Origin of the sequence: Solirubrobacter deserti (assembly GCF_027587175.1) — a bacterium.
Taxonomy (GTDB): Bacteria; Actinomycetota; Thermoleophilia; order Solirubrobacterales; family Solirubrobacteraceae; genus Solirubrobacter; species Solirubrobacter deserti.
This window is the reverse complement of record NZ_JAPCID010000071.1, coordinates 1-14,580: the sequence shown is the minus strand read 5'-3', so window position 1 is coordinate 14,580 and position 14,580 is coordinate 1. Positions and strand designations below refer to the sequence as shown.

The 14,580-nt window shown below is 71.8% G+C and carries 14 protein-coding genes; 10 read left to right on the top strand and 4 right to left on the bottom strand.

Going from position 1 to position 14,580, the window contains the following annotated elements:
• Position 1: 1 nt before the first annotated feature.
• The gene (locus tag OJ962_RS31125) at positions 2–1,411 is read left to right on the top strand and encodes an ATP-binding protein (RefSeq protein ID WP_238932045.1); all 1,410 of its coding nucleotides are present in this window, start codon (positions 2–4) and stop codon (positions 1,409–1,411) included.
• Complete coding sequence (locus OJ962_RS31120) at positions 1,408–1,728, top strand: UBP-type zinc finger domain-containing protein (protein ID WP_202956312.1); 321 nt, start codon at positions 1,408–1,410, stop codon at positions 1,726–1,728. Before OJ962_RS31125 ends, OJ962_RS31120 begins: the two co-directional genes overlap by 4 nt.
• Here OJ962_RS31120 and OJ962_RS31115 read toward each other — a convergent pair.
• Positions 1,682–2,971 (bottom strand): amidase, encoded by a 1,290-nt coding sequence (locus tag OJ962_RS31115; protein WP_202956313.1) that lies wholly within the window; start codon positions 2,969–2,971, stop codon positions 1,682–1,684. The genes OJ962_RS31120 and OJ962_RS31115 overlap by 47 nt on opposite strands.
• Entirely contained in the window at positions 2,965–3,744 is a 780-nt protein-coding gene (locus OJ962_RS31110; RefSeq protein ID WP_270006844.1) for an alpha/beta fold hydrolase, read from the bottom strand. The genes OJ962_RS31115 and OJ962_RS31110 overlap by 7 nt, the downstream gene beginning before the upstream one ends.
• A gap of 7 nt (positions 3,745–3,751) precedes the next feature.
• Between OJ962_RS31110 and OJ962_RS31105 the strand changes: the two genes are divergently transcribed.
• The 3 genes from OJ962_RS31105 to OJ962_RS31095 are packed head-to-tail and all read left to right on the top strand — an operon-like array spanning position 3,752 to position 7,610.
• Positions 3,752–5,602: a 2-oxoacid:acceptor oxidoreductase subunit alpha gene (locus OJ962_RS31105; RefSeq protein ID WP_202956315.1), complete on the top strand. Its 1,851-nt coding sequence runs from the start codon at positions 3,752–3,754 to the stop codon at positions 5,600–5,602.
• Entirely contained in the window at positions 5,584–6,561 is a 978-nt protein-coding gene (locus OJ962_RS31100; RefSeq protein ID WP_202956316.1) for a 2-oxoacid:ferredoxin oxidoreductase subunit beta, read from the top strand. Before OJ962_RS31105 ends, OJ962_RS31100 begins: the two co-directional genes overlap by 19 nt.
• The gene (locus tag OJ962_RS31095) at positions 6,546–7,610 is read left to right on the top strand and encodes a MalY/PatB family protein (RefSeq protein ID WP_202956317.1); all 1,065 of its coding nucleotides are present in this window, start codon (positions 6,546–6,548) and stop codon (positions 7,608–7,610) included. Before OJ962_RS31100 ends, OJ962_RS31095 begins: the two co-directional genes overlap by 16 nt.
• On the opposite strand, the gene OJ962_RS31090 is transcribed toward OJ962_RS31095, so the two are convergent.
• Positions 7,582–7,845 carry a DUF6812 domain-containing protein gene (locus OJ962_RS31090; RefSeq protein ID WP_202956318.1) on the bottom strand — a complete coding sequence of 88 codons (264 nt, stop codon included), beginning with the start codon at positions 7,843–7,845 and terminating at the stop codon, positions 7,582–7,584. The two genes, OJ962_RS31095 and OJ962_RS31090, sit on opposite strands and share 29 nt — an antisense overlap.
• A 51-nt stretch (positions 7,846–7,896) precedes the next feature.
• Between OJ962_RS31090 and OJ962_RS31085 the strand changes: the two genes are divergently transcribed.
• On the top strand, positions 7,897–9,063 hold the full coding sequence (locus OJ962_RS31085) for an amidohydrolase family protein (RefSeq protein WP_202956319.1): 1,167 nt from the start codon (positions 7,897–7,899) through the stop codon (positions 9,061–9,063).
• A gap of 74 nt (positions 9,064–9,137) precedes the next feature.
• On the opposite strand, the gene OJ962_RS31080 is transcribed toward OJ962_RS31085, so the two are convergent.
• On the bottom strand, positions 9,138–9,560 hold the full coding sequence (locus tag OJ962_RS31080) for a hypothetical protein (RefSeq protein ID WP_202956320.1): 423 nt from the start codon (positions 9,558–9,560) through the stop codon (positions 9,138–9,140).
• A gap of 37 nt (positions 9,561–9,597) precedes the next feature.
• Between OJ962_RS31080 and OJ962_RS31075 the strand changes: the two genes are divergently transcribed.
• The 4 genes from OJ962_RS31075 to OJ962_RS31060 all read left to right on the top strand — a co-directional run.
• Positions 9,598–10,068 carry a GNAT family N-acetyltransferase gene (locus OJ962_RS31075; protein WP_270006842.1) on the top strand — a complete coding sequence of 157 codons (471 nt, stop codon included), beginning with the start codon at positions 9,598–9,600 and terminating at the stop codon, positions 10,066–10,068.
• A gap of 150 nt (positions 10,069–10,218) precedes the next feature.
• Positions 10,219–12,945 (top strand): M36 family metallopeptidase, encoded by a 2,727-nt coding sequence (locus OJ962_RS31070; protein ID WP_202956322.1) that lies wholly within the window; start codon positions 10,219–10,221, stop codon positions 12,943–12,945.
• Positions 12,946–13,044: 99 nt separating this feature from the next.
• A complete protein-coding gene (locus OJ962_RS31065; protein WP_202956323.1) occupies positions 13,045–13,572 on the top strand; it encodes a DUF6985 domain-containing protein in 528 nt (175 codons plus the stop codon).
• Positions 13,569–14,580, top strand: a 1,012-nt coding sequence (locus tag OJ962_RS31060) for a serine/threonine-protein kinase (protein ID WP_270006841.1), incomplete at its 3' end; no start/stop codon positions are given. The genes OJ962_RS31065 and OJ962_RS31060, both read left to right, overlap by 4 nt.

The window sequence follows — 14,580 nt, the reverse complement described above, 5'->3', positions numbered from 1 at the left end:
CATGGAGCTGATCGACGAGCTGCGCCGCATGGACCTCTTCGACGGGCTGACCGACGAGGAGCTGGCGGAGTGGGCCGCGATCACCCCGCCGATCCGCGAGGCCGAAGAGGGCGAGGTGCTGCTCGAGCAGGGCGTCGACTCGCCCGGCCCGCTGCTGCTGTTCGGCGGGACCACGCGCGGCTTCATCCGCACCGCCGGCGGTGTCGACCCGGGCACGGTCAATCAGGCGCCGACCTGGATCGGCGCGATCGCCGCCATCACCGAGAGCCAACTGCCGCTGACCGTCGAGGCGGGCGTCGACTGCCGCGTCTCGATCATCCCGCGCGAGGCGTTCATCCAGCTGGCGCTCAAGCACCGCTCGGTCCACCGCCATGTGATGCAGGTGATCGGGCCGGTCATGCGCAGCATCAACGCACGCGAGTCCAGCCGCGAACGGCTCACCTCGCTGGGCACGATGGCCGCCGGGCTCGCGCACGAGCTCAACAACCCGGCCGCCGCGGCACGGCGCGCCGCGAGCGACCTCGTGCAGGCGATGCACGTCATCAACTACGCGCTGCGGGCGTTCGTGGAGGCCGGCATCGAGCGCGTGGACGCGGAGAAGCTGCTCGAGCTGCAGAAGGAGGCGCTCGACCGGGCCGAGAAGCGCGAGGCGCAGGGCGCGCTCGACGAGTCCGACGCGATCGACGCGATGGAGGACATCCTCGACGAGCTCGGCATCACCGACGGCTATCGCTTCTCGGAGCCGCTCGCGTCCGCCGGCCTCGACGAGGACTGGGTCCGGCGCGTGGTCGCCGTCACCGGCGAGGGGACGCACGCCTCTCTGAAGGCGCTGTGGTGGGTGGCGTCCACGCTGTCCGCGCAGGAGCTGGCCAACGAGCTCGTCGACTCCACCGACCGCATGTCCAAGCTGGTGAAGGCGATCAAGACCTACGCGTACATGGACCGCGGCGAGGTCGTCGTGGCCGACGTGCACGAGGGCCTCGACAGCACGCTGATCATGCTCAAGCACAAGCTCAAGCACACGAGCATCAAGGTCAAGCGCGAGTACGACGAGACGCTGCCCAAGCTCACGATGCGCGGCTCCGAGCTCAACCAGGTGTGGACGAACCTGCTCGACAACGCGATCGGCGCGCTGGGCGAGACGGGCACGATCACCATCCGGACCCTGCCCGACAACGGTTGCGTGCGGGTCGACATCGCCGACAACGGGCCAGGCATCCCCGAGGACGTCCGCGCGCGCATCTTCGACCCGTTCTTCACCACCAAGGCGCCGGGGAGCGGGACGGGCATGGGTCTGGACACCGCGCGCCGGATCGTCGAGCAGCGCCACGGCGGCTCGCTTTCATTCGAGAGCAACGGCGAAGGCACGGTCTTCCACGTCTGGCTCCCGATCGACGGAAAGAAGAAATGACGAAACGCTGCTCCCACACCGATCAGATCGAGCTCACCGAGCTGCCGGCCGAGTCCGCGGGCTGCGAGGACTGCCTCGCCGCGGGAGGCGTCTGGCTGCACCTGCGCATCTGCCTCAGCTGCGGGCACGTCGGCTGCTGCGACGACTCGCCCAACAAGCACGCGAGCGCGCACGCGCGCGCGACCGAGCACCCAATCATCCGCTCGCTGGAGCCGGGTGAGGAGTGGTGCTGGTGCTTCGAGGACGAGGTCGGGATGCTGATCCCGCAGATCAAGGGGCGGACGCAGATCCCGCCCTCGCCGATGCTGTCGCGCTAAAGAGCGTTTCGGCGAACGCGAGCACGCGGCCCTCGCTGCGCGGCGGTCCCGTGATCTGGACGGCCACGGGTAGGCCGTCGTCGTCGAAGCCGACGGGCACCGCGCACGCCGGCAGGCCTGCGAGGTCCTGCGGGACGGTGTAGGGCAGCACGCCGTCGCGGAAGCCCTGCGGGTCGGGCTCGTCGCGACGCTCCGGCGGAACGGCCGAGACCGGCGTGAGCAGCAGGTCGGCGGCGACGAAGATGCGCTGGAACGCGGCCCGGATGCGCTCGCGCTCGGCGATCGCCTCCGCGTACTCGGCCAGCGTGACCTTCAGCGCGTTGTCGATGCGTGCGGCGACGTCCTGCCCGTAGTCGGCGCGGCGCTTGGGGAACAGCTGCGCGTGGGTTTGCGCCGCCTCGCCGTTCTGGATCGCGGCGTAGGTGGGATACAGGCGGCCGGCGTGCTCGAACGGCACCTCGAACGTGCCGAAGGAGGAGACGGCGTGGTCGAAGGCGCGCTGGATCCCCGGCTCGAGCGGACGCACGTGCAGGTCGGGGCAGACCGCGATGCGCTCGGCCGGCTTCGCCGGCGCGCGGCCCGCCAGGGCCTCGAAGAAGAGCTTGACGTCGGCGGGGGTGCGCGCCATCGGCCCGGCGTGGTCGAGCGAGCGCGCGAGCGGATACACGCCGTCGGTGGACAGCAGGCCGTACGTGGGCTTGAGCCCGGACACGCCGCAGAAGGCGGCCGGGATGCGGATCGAGCCGCCCGTGTCGGTCCCCAGCGCGAGCGCCGCCTGACCGAGCGCAAGCGCCACGCCCGAGCCGCCGCTGCTTCCGCCCGCGACGCGCGCGGGGTCGTGCGGGTTCCGGCACGGCGCAAAGTGCGGGTTCACGCTCGTGATGCCCCACGCGAACTCGTGCGTGAGCGTCTTGCCGACGACGATCGCGCCGGCGTCGCGGGCGCGGTGCACGAGCGCGGCGTCGGCGCTCGGGACGTGCTCGGCGAAGAGCTTCGACCCGTAGGTCGTGCGCACGCCTTCGGTGTCGAACAGGTCCTTGACCGCGAGCGTAAGCCCTTCCAGCGGACGCTGCGTGCCGTCGCGGTACGCGGCCTCGGCGGCCTTGGCCTCCTCGCGCGCGCGCTCGAGCGTGAGCGTGATGAACGCGCCGTACTCGGGCAGCGGGTCGAACGCGTCGATGACCTCGACCGGGGAGATCTCACGCGCGGCGAACGCGGCGCGCAGCGATGCGGCACTCAGCACAGATGGCTTCTTAGCAACGCCGTCACCCGGTCCGGGGCGTCGAGTTGCATCCAGTGGCCGGCGCCGTCGATCCGCTCGTAGCGGAAGTCGGGCACGAAGTCCGCCGAGCCGGTCATCTGGTCCTCGAGCAGGTAGGCGTCGCCGCTGCTCCACACGCCGAGCGTGGGCGCATTGACCGTGAAGCGCGGCGGGTTGAGCTCGTTGCGGGGACGGTGGTTGCAGCGGTACCAGTTGAGCGCCGCGGTGAGCGCGCCCGGGCGCTCGAGGTCGGCGAGCACGCGGTCCGGCTCCGGATGCGTGCCCGCCCACTCGCGCAGCAGCTTCCAGTCGTCGCGGCGCACGATCTCCTCGGCTTCGGCGTGCAGGAAGAAGTCGCGGTACCAGCCCTTCTCGCGCTGGGCGAGCGTGGGCGGGACGCCGGGGTGGCCGACCGACAGCACCGCGAACCGGTCCAGGCGCTCGGCGGCCGAGAACGCGAACGCCCAGGCGACGCCCGCGCCCCAGTCGTGGCCGACCACGTGCGCCTTTGCGAAGCCGAGCTGATCCAGCAGAGACACCATGTCCCCGACGCTCTTGCCGACGCGCACGTCGTCCGGCTTGTCGGAGTCGCCGAAGCCGCGCAGGTCGGGCGCGATCACGGTGAAGTCAGATTTCAGATCCTCGATCTGATGGCGCCAGAGATCGGCGCGGTCCGGGAACCCGTGCAGCAGCAGCAGCGGCGGTCCCGAGCCCTCCACCCGAACGGCGAGTTCGACACCATCCGCACTTTCCATCCGCCGCATGATGCGAAAGGCTACAAGCGTGGAGACGAGCCACCGGAGTGAAACCCGTGAACGCGTCGTCGTCCGCATGGCGGGGGATTCCGGGGACGGGATGCAGCTCGCGGGCAGCCGCTTCACGGACGCGACCGCCGTGTTCGGCAACGACCTCGCCACGCTGCCCGACTTCCCGGCCGAGATCCGCGCGCCCGCCGGCACGGTCGCCGGCGTGTCGGCCTTCCAGATCCACTTCGCCTCGCGCGACATCCTCACCCCCGGGGACACGCCGGACGTGCTCGTGGCCATGAACCCGGCGGCGCTGAAGGCGAACCTGCCGCTGATGCAACGCGGCGCGACGATCCTCGTCAACGAGGACGCGTTCAGCGTGCGTGCGGTGCAGAAGGCGGGCTACGCGGAGAACCCGCTGGAAGACGGGACGCTGGCCGGCTTCACGGTCAAGCGGGTGCCGATGAGCTCGCTCACGACGCGCGCCGTCGAAGGCATCGAGGGCGCGACCAGCCGCGACGCGCAGAAGGCCAAGAACCTGTTCGCGCTCGGCGTGCTGTCCTGGCTCTACGACCGGCCGGTGGACGTCACCGAGCGCTGGATCCGCGGCAAGTTCAAGGGCCCGGTGTGCGAGGCGAACCTGGCCGCGTTCCGCGCGGGCTGGAGCTTCGGCGAGACGTCCGAGCTGATCGACGTGCAGGTGAAGGTCGACCGCAACGTCGACGTCGCGCCCGGCACCTACCGCAACGTCAACGGCACCGAGGCGACGGCGCTCGGGTTGATCGCGGCGTCGGTGAAGTCGGGGTTGCCGCTGGTGTTCGGGGCGTACCCCATCACGCCCGCGTCGGACCTGCTGCACGCGCTCGCGCGCCGGCACGACATGGGCGCGCGGACCATCCAGGCCGAGGACGAGATCGCGGCGGCGTCGATGGCGCTGGGCGCGGCGTTCGGCGGCGCGCTGGGCGTGACGTGCACGTCCGGGCCGGGCCTGGACTTGAAGACGGAGACGATCGGGCTCGCGGTGGCGCTGGAGCTGCCGATGGTCATCATCGACGTCCAGCGCGCCGGCCCGTCGACGGGCATGCCGACCAAGACCGAGCAGTCCGACCTGCTGCAGGCGCTGTACGGGCGCCACGGCGAGTCGCCGCTGCCGGTGGTCGCGGCGCAGTCGCCGGGGCAGTGCTTCGAGGCGGTCTTCGAGGCGGCGCAGCTGGCGATCAAGTACCGCACGCCGGTGATCCTGCTCTCCGACCTCTTCGTCGCGAACTCGAGCGAGCCGTGGCGGATCCCGGACGCCGCTTCGCTGCCGCCGATCGACCCGCGCCTTCGCACCACGACCACCGGGCCGTTCCTCCCGTACTCGCGCGACGACAACCTCGCGCGGCCGTGGGCGATCCCCGGCACGCCCGGCCTCCAGCACCGGATCGGCGGGCTGGAGAAGGCCGACCGCACCGGCGCGATCTCCTACGACGGCCCGAACCACGCGCGCATGACGCAGCTGCGGGCCGAGAAGGTGGACGGCATCCCGGTGCCCGACCTCGAGATCCACGGCGAGCCGGACGCGGACCTGCTCGTGCTCGGCTGGGGCTCGAGCTACGGGACGATCCGGGCGGGTGCGCGGCGCGTCCGGGAGGGCGGCGGGCGGGTCGCGACGGCGCACCTGCGCCACCTGCGGCCGATGCCCGCGAACACGGGCGCGCTGCTGCGCAAGTTCGAGCGCGTGCTCGTGCCGGAGATGAACAGCGGCCAGCTCGCGCACGAGCTGCGGGCGCGCTACCTGGTCGACGTGATCTCCTACAGCAAGGTCCAGGGGCAGCCGTTGCTGCCGTCGGAGATGGAGCAGCAGATATGGCGGCACCTGAGCTGACGAAGGCGGACTTCCAGTCCGACCAGGAGACGCGCTGGTGCCCGGGCTGCGGGGACTACGCCGTGCTCGCGGCCGTGCAGGCGTTCTTCCCCGAGCTGGGCATCCCGCCGGAGCGGATCGTGTTCGTCTCCGGGATCGGGTGTGCGGGGCGCTTCGCCTACTACATGGACACGTACGGGATGCACGGCATCCACGGGCGCGGGCCGGCGCTCGCGACCGGGCTGGCGGCCGCGCGCGACGACCTGTCGATCTGGGTCGTGACCGGCGACGGCGACGCCCTGAGCATCGGCGGCAACCACCTCATCCACGCGCTGCGGCGCAACGTGCCAATCAAGATCCTGCTGTTCAACAACCAGATCTACGGGCTGACGAAGGGGCAGGCGTCACCGACCTCCGAGCTCGGCAAGGTGACCAAGTCGACGCCGTTCGGGTCGATCGACGGGCCGTTCAACCCCGTCAGCCTCGCTCTGGGCGCCGAGGCCACGTTCGTGGCGCGGACGATCGACACCGACAAGCAGCACCTGCCGATGGTGCTGCGCGCGGCCGCCGCCCACGAGGGCGCGGCGCTGGTCGAGATCTACCAGAACTGCCCCGTGTTCAACGACGGCGCGTTCGACGCGCTGCGCGACAAGAAGCGCGGTGCCGAGAACCGGATCTACCTCGAGCACGGCGAGCCGATCCGCGGCGTCGTGCGCGACGCGGAAGGCGCGCTGCGGATCGGCGGCGAGGGCGAGCCGGTGATCCACGACGCGCACCGCGAGGACCCGTCGTACGCGTTCGCGCTCTCGCGGCTGTCCTCCTCGCCCGACGGTCCGACGCCGATCGGGATCTTCCGCGACGTGCGGCGGCCGGTGAGCGGCCGCGACCTCGCCAGGCAGCTGGCCGCGGCGCGCGCCGCGGCCGACGATGCTTCACTGGACGCTCTCATGCGCGCCGGTGACACGTGGACGATCTCCTAGAACGCGGGTCCGACAAGTGGACGAAGTACCCGCCTGACGTCCTGCCGGCGTTCGTCGCCGAGATGGACTTCGAGCTGGCGCCGCCCGTGCGGGAGGCACTCGTGCGGGCGATCGAGCGCGGCGACCTCGGCTACATCGGCAACGTCGACGGGCTCATCGAGGCCATGTACTACTTCTTCGACCGCCGCCTCGGGTGGGACCTCGAGGGCCAGTACATCGCGCTCGTCGCCGACGTGACCGTCGGCCTGCAGGAGCTGCTGCGCGCCCGTACCCGCCCTGATGACGCGGTGATCATCAACCCGCCCGCGTACCCGCCGTACTACCGGGAGATCCCGCACACCGGTCGCCGGGTGGTCGAGGTGCCGCTGCTGGCCGACTTCGGCGTGGACGTCGACGGGCTGGACCGCGCGTTCGGAGCCGGTGCGAAGGCGCTGCTGCTGTGCTCGCCGCACAACCCGTCCGGGCGCGTGTACACGCGGGACGAGCTGGCGGCGGTGGCCGCCGTCGCCGAGGCGCACGGCGCGCTCGTGATCGTCGACGAGATCCATGCGCCGCTGACGTTCGGGGCGCAGTTCGTCCCGTGGCAGCACGTGGTCGAAGGCGGCGCCGTGCTCACGTCCGCCTCGAAGGCGTTCAACGTGCCGGGCTTGAAGCTCGGGTTCGTCGTCGGCGAGGCCGCCTCCGCGCTCCCCGAGGACCTGACCGATCACGCGGGCTACGCGGGCGTGATCGCCGCGCAGGCCGCGTTCAACGAAGGCGACGAGTGGCTGGATGAGACGCTCGCGACCATCGCCGCCAACCACCGCGCGCTGCCCGAGCTGCTGCCGGACGGCGTGCGCGTGGCCTATCCGGCGGCGGCTTCCTTCCTCACCTGGCTCGAGTGCGACATCGATCACCCCGCCGACGTATTCCTCGAGCGCGGGCGTGTCGCGCTCAACCCGGGCCGCGACTTCGGCGCCGCCTACGGCCGCTACGCCAGGCTGAACGTGGGCACGCGGCCCGAGCTCGTGCGCGAGGCCGTCAGCCGGATGGCGTCGGCGCTGAGCTGAGCTCCACCACGAGCACCACGTGCCGGCTCGCGAGCGCGAGGTACTCGTGATGCTCGGGCTCGCGCGCGCCGTCGAGCCAGGCGACCTCCACGTCGGTGAGCGCGAGGAAGTCCTCCGACAGGGCGTTGAGGAAGTCCGTCAGGCGCGAACGGAAGCCGTCCACCGGCAGTTGCAGCGTCGCCTCGATCTCGTGGCGGACCGTCTCGATGCGCACGCGCTGCGGGCGGAACTGCATGGCCCCCAGTATGCAGGGCCGGGACAAGCGCGTCTGTAGGGTTGCGAACCCATGCTGGACATCGACGCGATCCTGCGCCCCTGGTGGGACAGCATCCAGGCCGCCCACGGGCCGCTGGACCTCTACGACGCCCACACCCACATCGGGCAGAACGACCCGGACGGCTTCAAGCAGACGCCGGAGGAGCTCGTCGACGTGATGACGCGCGCCGACGCGCGCGCCGTCGTGTTCCCGATGCACGAGCCCGGCGGCTACCCGGGCCCGAACGACTTCGCGATCGCGTCCGCCGCCGCGTCCGACCGGCTGGTCGCCTTCTGCCGGCTGGACCCGCGCGACTCACCCGCCACGGAGGCGCGTCGCTGCCTGGACGCCGGCGCCGTCGGCATCAAGCTGCACCCGCGCGCGGAGCAGTTCGGGATGGACGAGCCGGGCGTACGGGAGATCGTCGCGGTCGCGCACGAGCGGCGCGTCCCGATCCTCATCCACGCCGGCCGCGGCATCCCGGCCCTGGGCCAGAACACGGTGAAGCTGTCGGCCGAGTTCCCGGACGCGCGCTTCATCCTCGCCCACGCCGCGATCTCCGACCTGGCGTGGATGTGGCACGTGCTGGGCGACCACCCGAACATCTTCATCGACACCGCGTGGTGGAACCCGGCGGATCTGATCGCGCTGTTCTCGCTGGTCGCGCCCTCGCAGATCGTGTGGGCCAGCGACTCGCCCTACGGGATGCCGGTGACGTCCGCCTTCACCCACGCGCGCTGCGCGCTGCAGGCGGGCGTCGGCGACGAGGCGCTGCGCTCGATCATGGGCGGCCAGATCGCGCGGCTCGTCGCCGGCGAGGACCCGGCCTGGGTCGGCGAGGCGCCGGGCGCGGTGGAGCCGGCGCTGCACCCGCTGCTCGACCGCGTCGTCACGCACCTGATCAGCGCGATGGGCCGCGCGTTCGGCGGCGGGGACCCCGACGAGTCGATCGCGCTCGCGCGGCTTTCCTGCGCGGTCGGCGACGACGCGCCGCACGCCGACGTCTGCGGCGCCACCGAGCAGCTGCTGGAGCTCTACTACGAGCACCTCGCGCCGCCGCCGCCCGGCCGCGTGTTCCCGCTCGCGGCGCGCCTGCTGATCGCCGCGCTGACGGTCGCGCGCACGCCGACGGTGCCGCTGCCCGACGAGTTCCACGTCCCGCCGCCGACGCGCGACGAGGCGGACAGCCCCGCCTAGCGAGTTCGCCCGCCGGCCGCACCCTGGCGGCGCTCGGCGAACTCGCCGAAGCATCGCCCTCTGGGCGATGCGGCCTAGCCCTCGCCGCCGCCGCTCAGCGTCGGCTCCGGCTCCGGCCGGGTCGTGCGCTGGGGGGCGGGGCGCGGCGGCGGGGCCGGCGCGCACGGGCGGTAGTCACGCGAGCGGGAGAAGTTCTCGCCGCCGGCCAGCTCGCCGCGCACCGTCACGCGGCCCCGCGGGGACGTGAGGCGGACGGTCATCCGCGCGTCGCCGCTCAGGCCGGTCAGGTCCAGGACCTCGCGACCGTTCGCGTACACGCTCAACGCGTCAATCGACTTGCCGGACGGCGGCTCGATCAGCATCGTGACCCGCGCGTGATTGAGGCAGCCGTTCTGCAGGTCGATCGACAGCCGGTCGTCGCCGCTCTGGGCGAGCGCGGTGGCTCCGATGCCGAACGCCGCGCCGAGCGCGATCAAAGCGGTGACGGGACGTCGCACGGTTACCGAACCTACCCGGGATGCTCAGGTACGTAAAGTGGGGCTAACCGCCGTGTGGAGCGTGCAGCCCGAACCGTTGGACAGCCCGGTGGCCGAGGCGCTGCTGCGTGCGTACTTTGCCGACATCGTCGAGCGCTACCACCGGCGTCCGATCGACCCGCGCGAGGTCGACGAGGCGATGGAGGAGGACCGCACGGAGGGCCTCGCCGCGTTCTTCGTCGCGCGCTGGAACGGTGAGCCCGCGGGCTGCGCCGGCCTGCGCCCCGATGGCGCGCTCACGCGCATGTACGTCGCCGCCCCGTTCCGGCGGCGCGGAGGCGGGCGGCGGCTCGTGCGCGCCGTCGAGGACGCGGCCCGCGCGCACGGCCTCAAGCGGCTGCGCCTGGACACGCGCGAGGACCTGGTGGAGGCGCAGGCGCTCTACCTCGCCGAGGGCTTCGTCGACGTCGACCCGTTCAACGACGACGAGTACGCCGACCGCTGGTTCGAGAAGACACTGGAAGATTGACCAATGAGTGTTGATAGACCTCAACGCCTATGAGTTTGTGATGAACGGCGCGAACCCCTAACGTCGCCGCGGCAGAGCGGGAACCGGGCCAATGGGGTGGCCCGGGACAATCGAAGGGGGGAAGGGTTGTCCTTGAAGCTTCGCGGGCCTGTGCCCGCGTTGGTCGTCGCTGCCGTGCTGGCGGCACCGGCGACCGCGTCGGCGCAGGAGCCGCTCGCGATCGCGCGCGAGTACCTGAAGCAGAACGCGGCGCAGTTCGGGGTGACGGCCGCGGACGTCGCCGACACGACGCCGACGAGCATCTACGTGACGGCGTCGACGGGCGTGACGCACGTCAATCTCAATCAGCGCTACAACCAGCTGGACGTCGCGGGCGGTCACGTGACCGTCAACGTCGGCGCCGACAAGCAGGTCAAGTACGCGGCCGGCCGGCTGCTGAAGGTGGCTCCGCCCGCCTCCACCGCGGCGACGCTCGACGCGGTCGGCGCGGTCGAGTCCGCGGCCGACGAGCTCGGCCTCGAAGATCCCGAGCGGCTGCGCGTGACGAGCCGCCGTGGCGCCGAGACGACGCTGACCGACGGCGGCATCTCGTCAGTCCCGATCGGCGCCAAGCTCCTCTGGCACCACGACGGCAACGCGCTGCGGCTCGCCTACCAGGTGACCATCGACGACGCGACCGACTCGCACCTGTGGAACGTCACGATCGACGCGCGCACCGGCGAGGAGCTCGCGCGCGACGACTGGGTCGATCACGACGACCTCGACCAGCTCGAGCAGCGGCTCGGCGGTGAGGCGGAGGCCGAGGCGCCCAAGCTCGCCAAGGCCTTCCAGACCACGTTCACCCTCGCGTCGCCGACGCCGGTCAACGACGGCTCGGCCTACCGCGTGATCGCGTGGCCGGCGGAGAGCCCGAACGACGCCGTCCGCTCGCTGATCGGCAACCCCGCGGACACGCCGGGCTCGCCGTACGGCTGGCATGACGTCAACGGCGTCGCCGGCGCGGACTTCGCGACCACGCAGGGCAACAACGTCCACGCGTACCTGGACCAGGACGCCAACAACGCGCCCGACTACAACTCGAGCCCGCGCGGCGGCGCGGCGCTGCGGTTCGACTTCCCGGCGGAGCTCGACGAGCACGCCCAGAACTACCGCGAAGCCGCGGTGACGAACCTCTTTTACAACAACAACATGATCCACGATGTCCTCCACCGGTTCGGGTTCGACGAGGTGGCGGGCAACTTCCAGGCCAACAACTACAACCGCGGCGGCGGCGAGGGCGACTACGTCCGCGCTGAGGCCCAGGACGGCAACGGCGTCAACAACGCCAACTTCGGCACCCCGGCGCAGGACGGCGGCACCCCGCGCATGCAGATGTACGTGTGGCCGGGCTCCACGACCACGTTCGGGCTGCCGAACGCGCTCACGATCCGGGGCCGCGGCGGCGCCGTCTACCAGGCCGGCTGGTCGCGCTTCACGCCGGCTCCGACCAACGAGGGCCTGGCGAACCGCACGCTCGTCTACGCCGGCAACGGCTGCAACGACGCCGCCTATCCCGCCTCGCGGCCCGCGCGGCGGTTCATCGCGGTGGTCGACGGCGGCACCGAGGCGTGCACGTACCTGCAGCGCGTGCTGGTGGCGCAGTCGCTCGGCGCCGACGCCGTCGTGGTCGCGCACAACGCCGAGGGCGCCCCGCCGGTGCTGACCGGCTCGATGATCGACATCGCGCCGGTGATCCCGGCGGTCGCGGTCTCGCAGGCCGACGGCGCCGCGATCAAGGGCCTGATCGCCGCCGGCCCGGCGCCGCGGGCGAACCTGCACAAGCGCGCCGAGCACCCGGGCATCCGCGACGGCGACCTGGAGAACGGGATCATCATCCATGAGTACGGCCACGGCGTCTCGAACCGCCTCACCGGCGGCCCCGGCATCAACTGCCTGGGCGGCCAGGAGCAGGCCGGCGAGGGCTGGAGCGACTATCTCGCGATCTCGCTGCTGATGGACGTCACCAAGGACAACCCGGACGGCCCGCGCGGCATGGGCGCGTACGCGCTGTTCCAGCCCAACCGCGGCGGCCCGGGCATCCGCCCGCGTCCGTACTCGCGCAACATGGAGATCCAGCCGTTCACCTACGACTCGATCAAGACGGGCGGCTGGCTGAACGGGACGACGTTGGCGCTCCCCCACGGCCTCGGCCACGGCTGGGCGGCGGTCCTGTACGACATGACGTGGGACCTCGTCGACAAGTACGGGTTCAACCCGAACGTCTATGGCGCCTGGAACAGCGGCGGCAACCTGCGCGCGATCCAGTACGTCATGGACGGCCTGAAGTTCCAGGGCTGCTTCCCCGGCCTGGTCGCGGCGCGCTCGGCGATCATCGCGGCCGCCCAGGAACGCAGCGGTGGCGCCGACACGTGCACGCTGTGGGCCTCGTTCGCGCGCCGCGGGCTCGGCTACAGCGCCGTCCAGGGCCTGTCCGCCGACCGCAACGACAACACGGAGGCGTTCGACACGCACCCGAACTGCCGGCGCGCGTTCCAGGGGGTGACGCCCGAGCCGGCGATCAACACCGTGGCGGCGGGCGACCGAGTGCAGCTGCGGTTCACCGCGGACGGCTACCGCGAGCTCGACGTGTTCGCGAAGGGCTCGCCGTACTCACGTCAGGTCGACTGCACGACGCTGCAGACGGTGACGCCGGGTCAGACCACGATCACCCCGCGTCCGTTCCCGATCCCGTTGGTGGGTGAGCTGCGGGTCAACGACCGCGGCCAGTACACGTTCCCGTGGCGCACCGACGCCGCATGGGCCGGGACCTGCCGCGAGGTCGTCGCGACGGTGGCACGCACGGGCGCGCAGTTCCGCACGTACTACCGCTTCACGTAAAGCGATGTTGGAACCCGGGCCGGTGTCGCGCCGGCCCGGGTAGCATCGGCACCGCTTATGCCTTTCTGGCGCCGCCGCCGACATGAGCCCGAGCCTCTGGTGGAGAGGACCCCGCCGATCGCGCGCGACCCGGCGGCGCTCACCGCGGACGACTTCGTGATCGACTACGGCATGTGGACCACGCGGCTTCCGATGACCAGCTGGGAGGCGGCCGGGATGCTCGTCGGCTACGCGCCCGAGGGTCGCTCGCAAGCGCCGCTCGAGCCGGAGGAGATCGCCCGGGTGCAGTGGGTCGCCGACCACGAGCGCGAGCTGTTCGACGCCGTCATGGCGGCCGTGCTGGCGGAGTACCCCGCGCTGCGTGAGGAGGCGCTCGCGGCGACGGACGGCGAGCTCGCGGACGAGCTCCCGGTCATCACGCGCCCGGAGGAGCTGCGCCACGTCCTCGCCCTCGGGAACGTGTACGTGCATCCGCTGGACGGCGGGCCGTTCGTCGGCTTCTCGTTCGCGAGCCCGATCGACGATGAGCACGGGGTCGGCGTGCTCGTGCGCGGGACGCAGGTGGTCGAGGTCGCGCAGGCGGACGTCGCCTTCGTGAAGTGGATGGCGGAGCGGCACGCGGCATGAAGACCGTCGGCCGCTACGAGGTGCTGCGCACGCTCGGCAAGGGCGGGATGGCCACGGTCCACCTCGCGCGCCAGGCGGAGCTGAACCGGCTGGTCGCGCTCAAGGAGATGCACACCTTCCAATCCGACCAGGAGGCGCTCGCACGGCGGTTCATGCGCGAGTCCCGGCTGGCCGGGGCGCTGTCGCACCCGAACATCGTGACCGTGTACGACTACCTCGAGTTCGAGGGGACGCCGTACATCGCGATGGAGTACGTCGAGGCCGGGTCGCTGCGGCCGTGGCTGCCGGCGCTGACCGACGCGCAGAAGCTGTTCGTGCTCCAGAGCGTGCTTGCCGCGCTGGTCCACGCCGAGGAGCACGGCGTCGTGCACCGCGACCTCAAGCCGGAGAACGTCCTCATCAGCGCCGCCGGGACGGTGAAGATCACCGACTTCGGCGTGGCCAAGGCGACGCGCTCGATGTCCACTGCGCTGACCGGCGTCGGCATGACCGTCGGCACGCCCGGCTACATGGCGCCCGAGCAGGCGATGGCGCACGACGTCGGCCCGTGGACCGATCTGTACGCCGTCGGCTGCATGGCCTACGAGCTGTTCGTGGGCACGGTCCCGTTCGCCGACGCGGGCGGCCCCATGGCGATCCTCCTGCGCCACGTCAACGACCCGATCCCGCTCGCCAACAGCGTGAACCCGAACATCGACCCCGCGCTGTCGAACTGGATCAATGCGCTGACGACGCGTGAGCCGAGCCGCCGCGTGCAGAGCGCCGGCCCGGCCCTCGAGTCGCTGGAGGACATCGCGATCGCCCTGCTCGGCCCGCGCTGGCTGCGCGACGGGCGCCTGACCCAGACCGTGACCCCCGTGCCCGAGGAGGCGCCGCCGCCCGCCGCGCCGGCGATGCCCTCGATGGTGTTCGAGACCTACGTCGCGCCGTCCTCGAGCCGCGCAGCCGCGGTGCCGCCGCCGGCCGCCGCGGCGCCGCCCGCGGCCGGCTCGCCGCCCGCCGCCGACT

What these genes read in the sequence shown, in the direction of transcription:
- OJ962_RS31110 (WP_270006844.1), bottom strand. Translation starts at nt 3,744, where the DNA reads ATGGAAAGTGCGGATGGTGTCGAACTCGCCGTTCGGGTGGAGGGCTCG.
- OJ962_RS31105 (WP_202956315.1), top strand. Translation starts at nt 3,752, where the DNA reads ATGATGCGAAAGGCTACAAGCGTGGAGACGAGCCACCGGAGTGAAACC.
- OJ962_RS31090 (WP_202956318.1), bottom strand. Translation starts at nt 7,845, where the DNA reads ATGCAGTTCCGCCCGCAGCGCGTGCGCATCGAGACGGTCCGCCACGAG.
- OJ962_RS31085 (WP_202956319.1), top strand. Translation starts at nt 7,897, where the DNA reads ATGCTGGACATCGACGCGATCCTGCGCCCCTGGTGGGACAGCATCCAG.
- OJ962_RS31125 (WP_238932045.1), top strand. Translation starts at nt 2, where the DNA reads ATGGAGCTGATCGACGAGCTGCGCCGCATGGACCTCTTCGACGGGCTG.
- OJ962_RS31120 (WP_202956312.1), top strand. Translation starts at nt 1,408, where the DNA reads ATGACGAAACGCTGCTCCCACACCGATCAGATCGAGCTCACCGAGCTG.
- OJ962_RS31100 (WP_202956316.1), top strand. Translation starts at nt 5,584, where the DNA reads ATGGCGGCACCTGAGCTGACGAAGGCGGACTTCCAGTCCGACCAGGAG.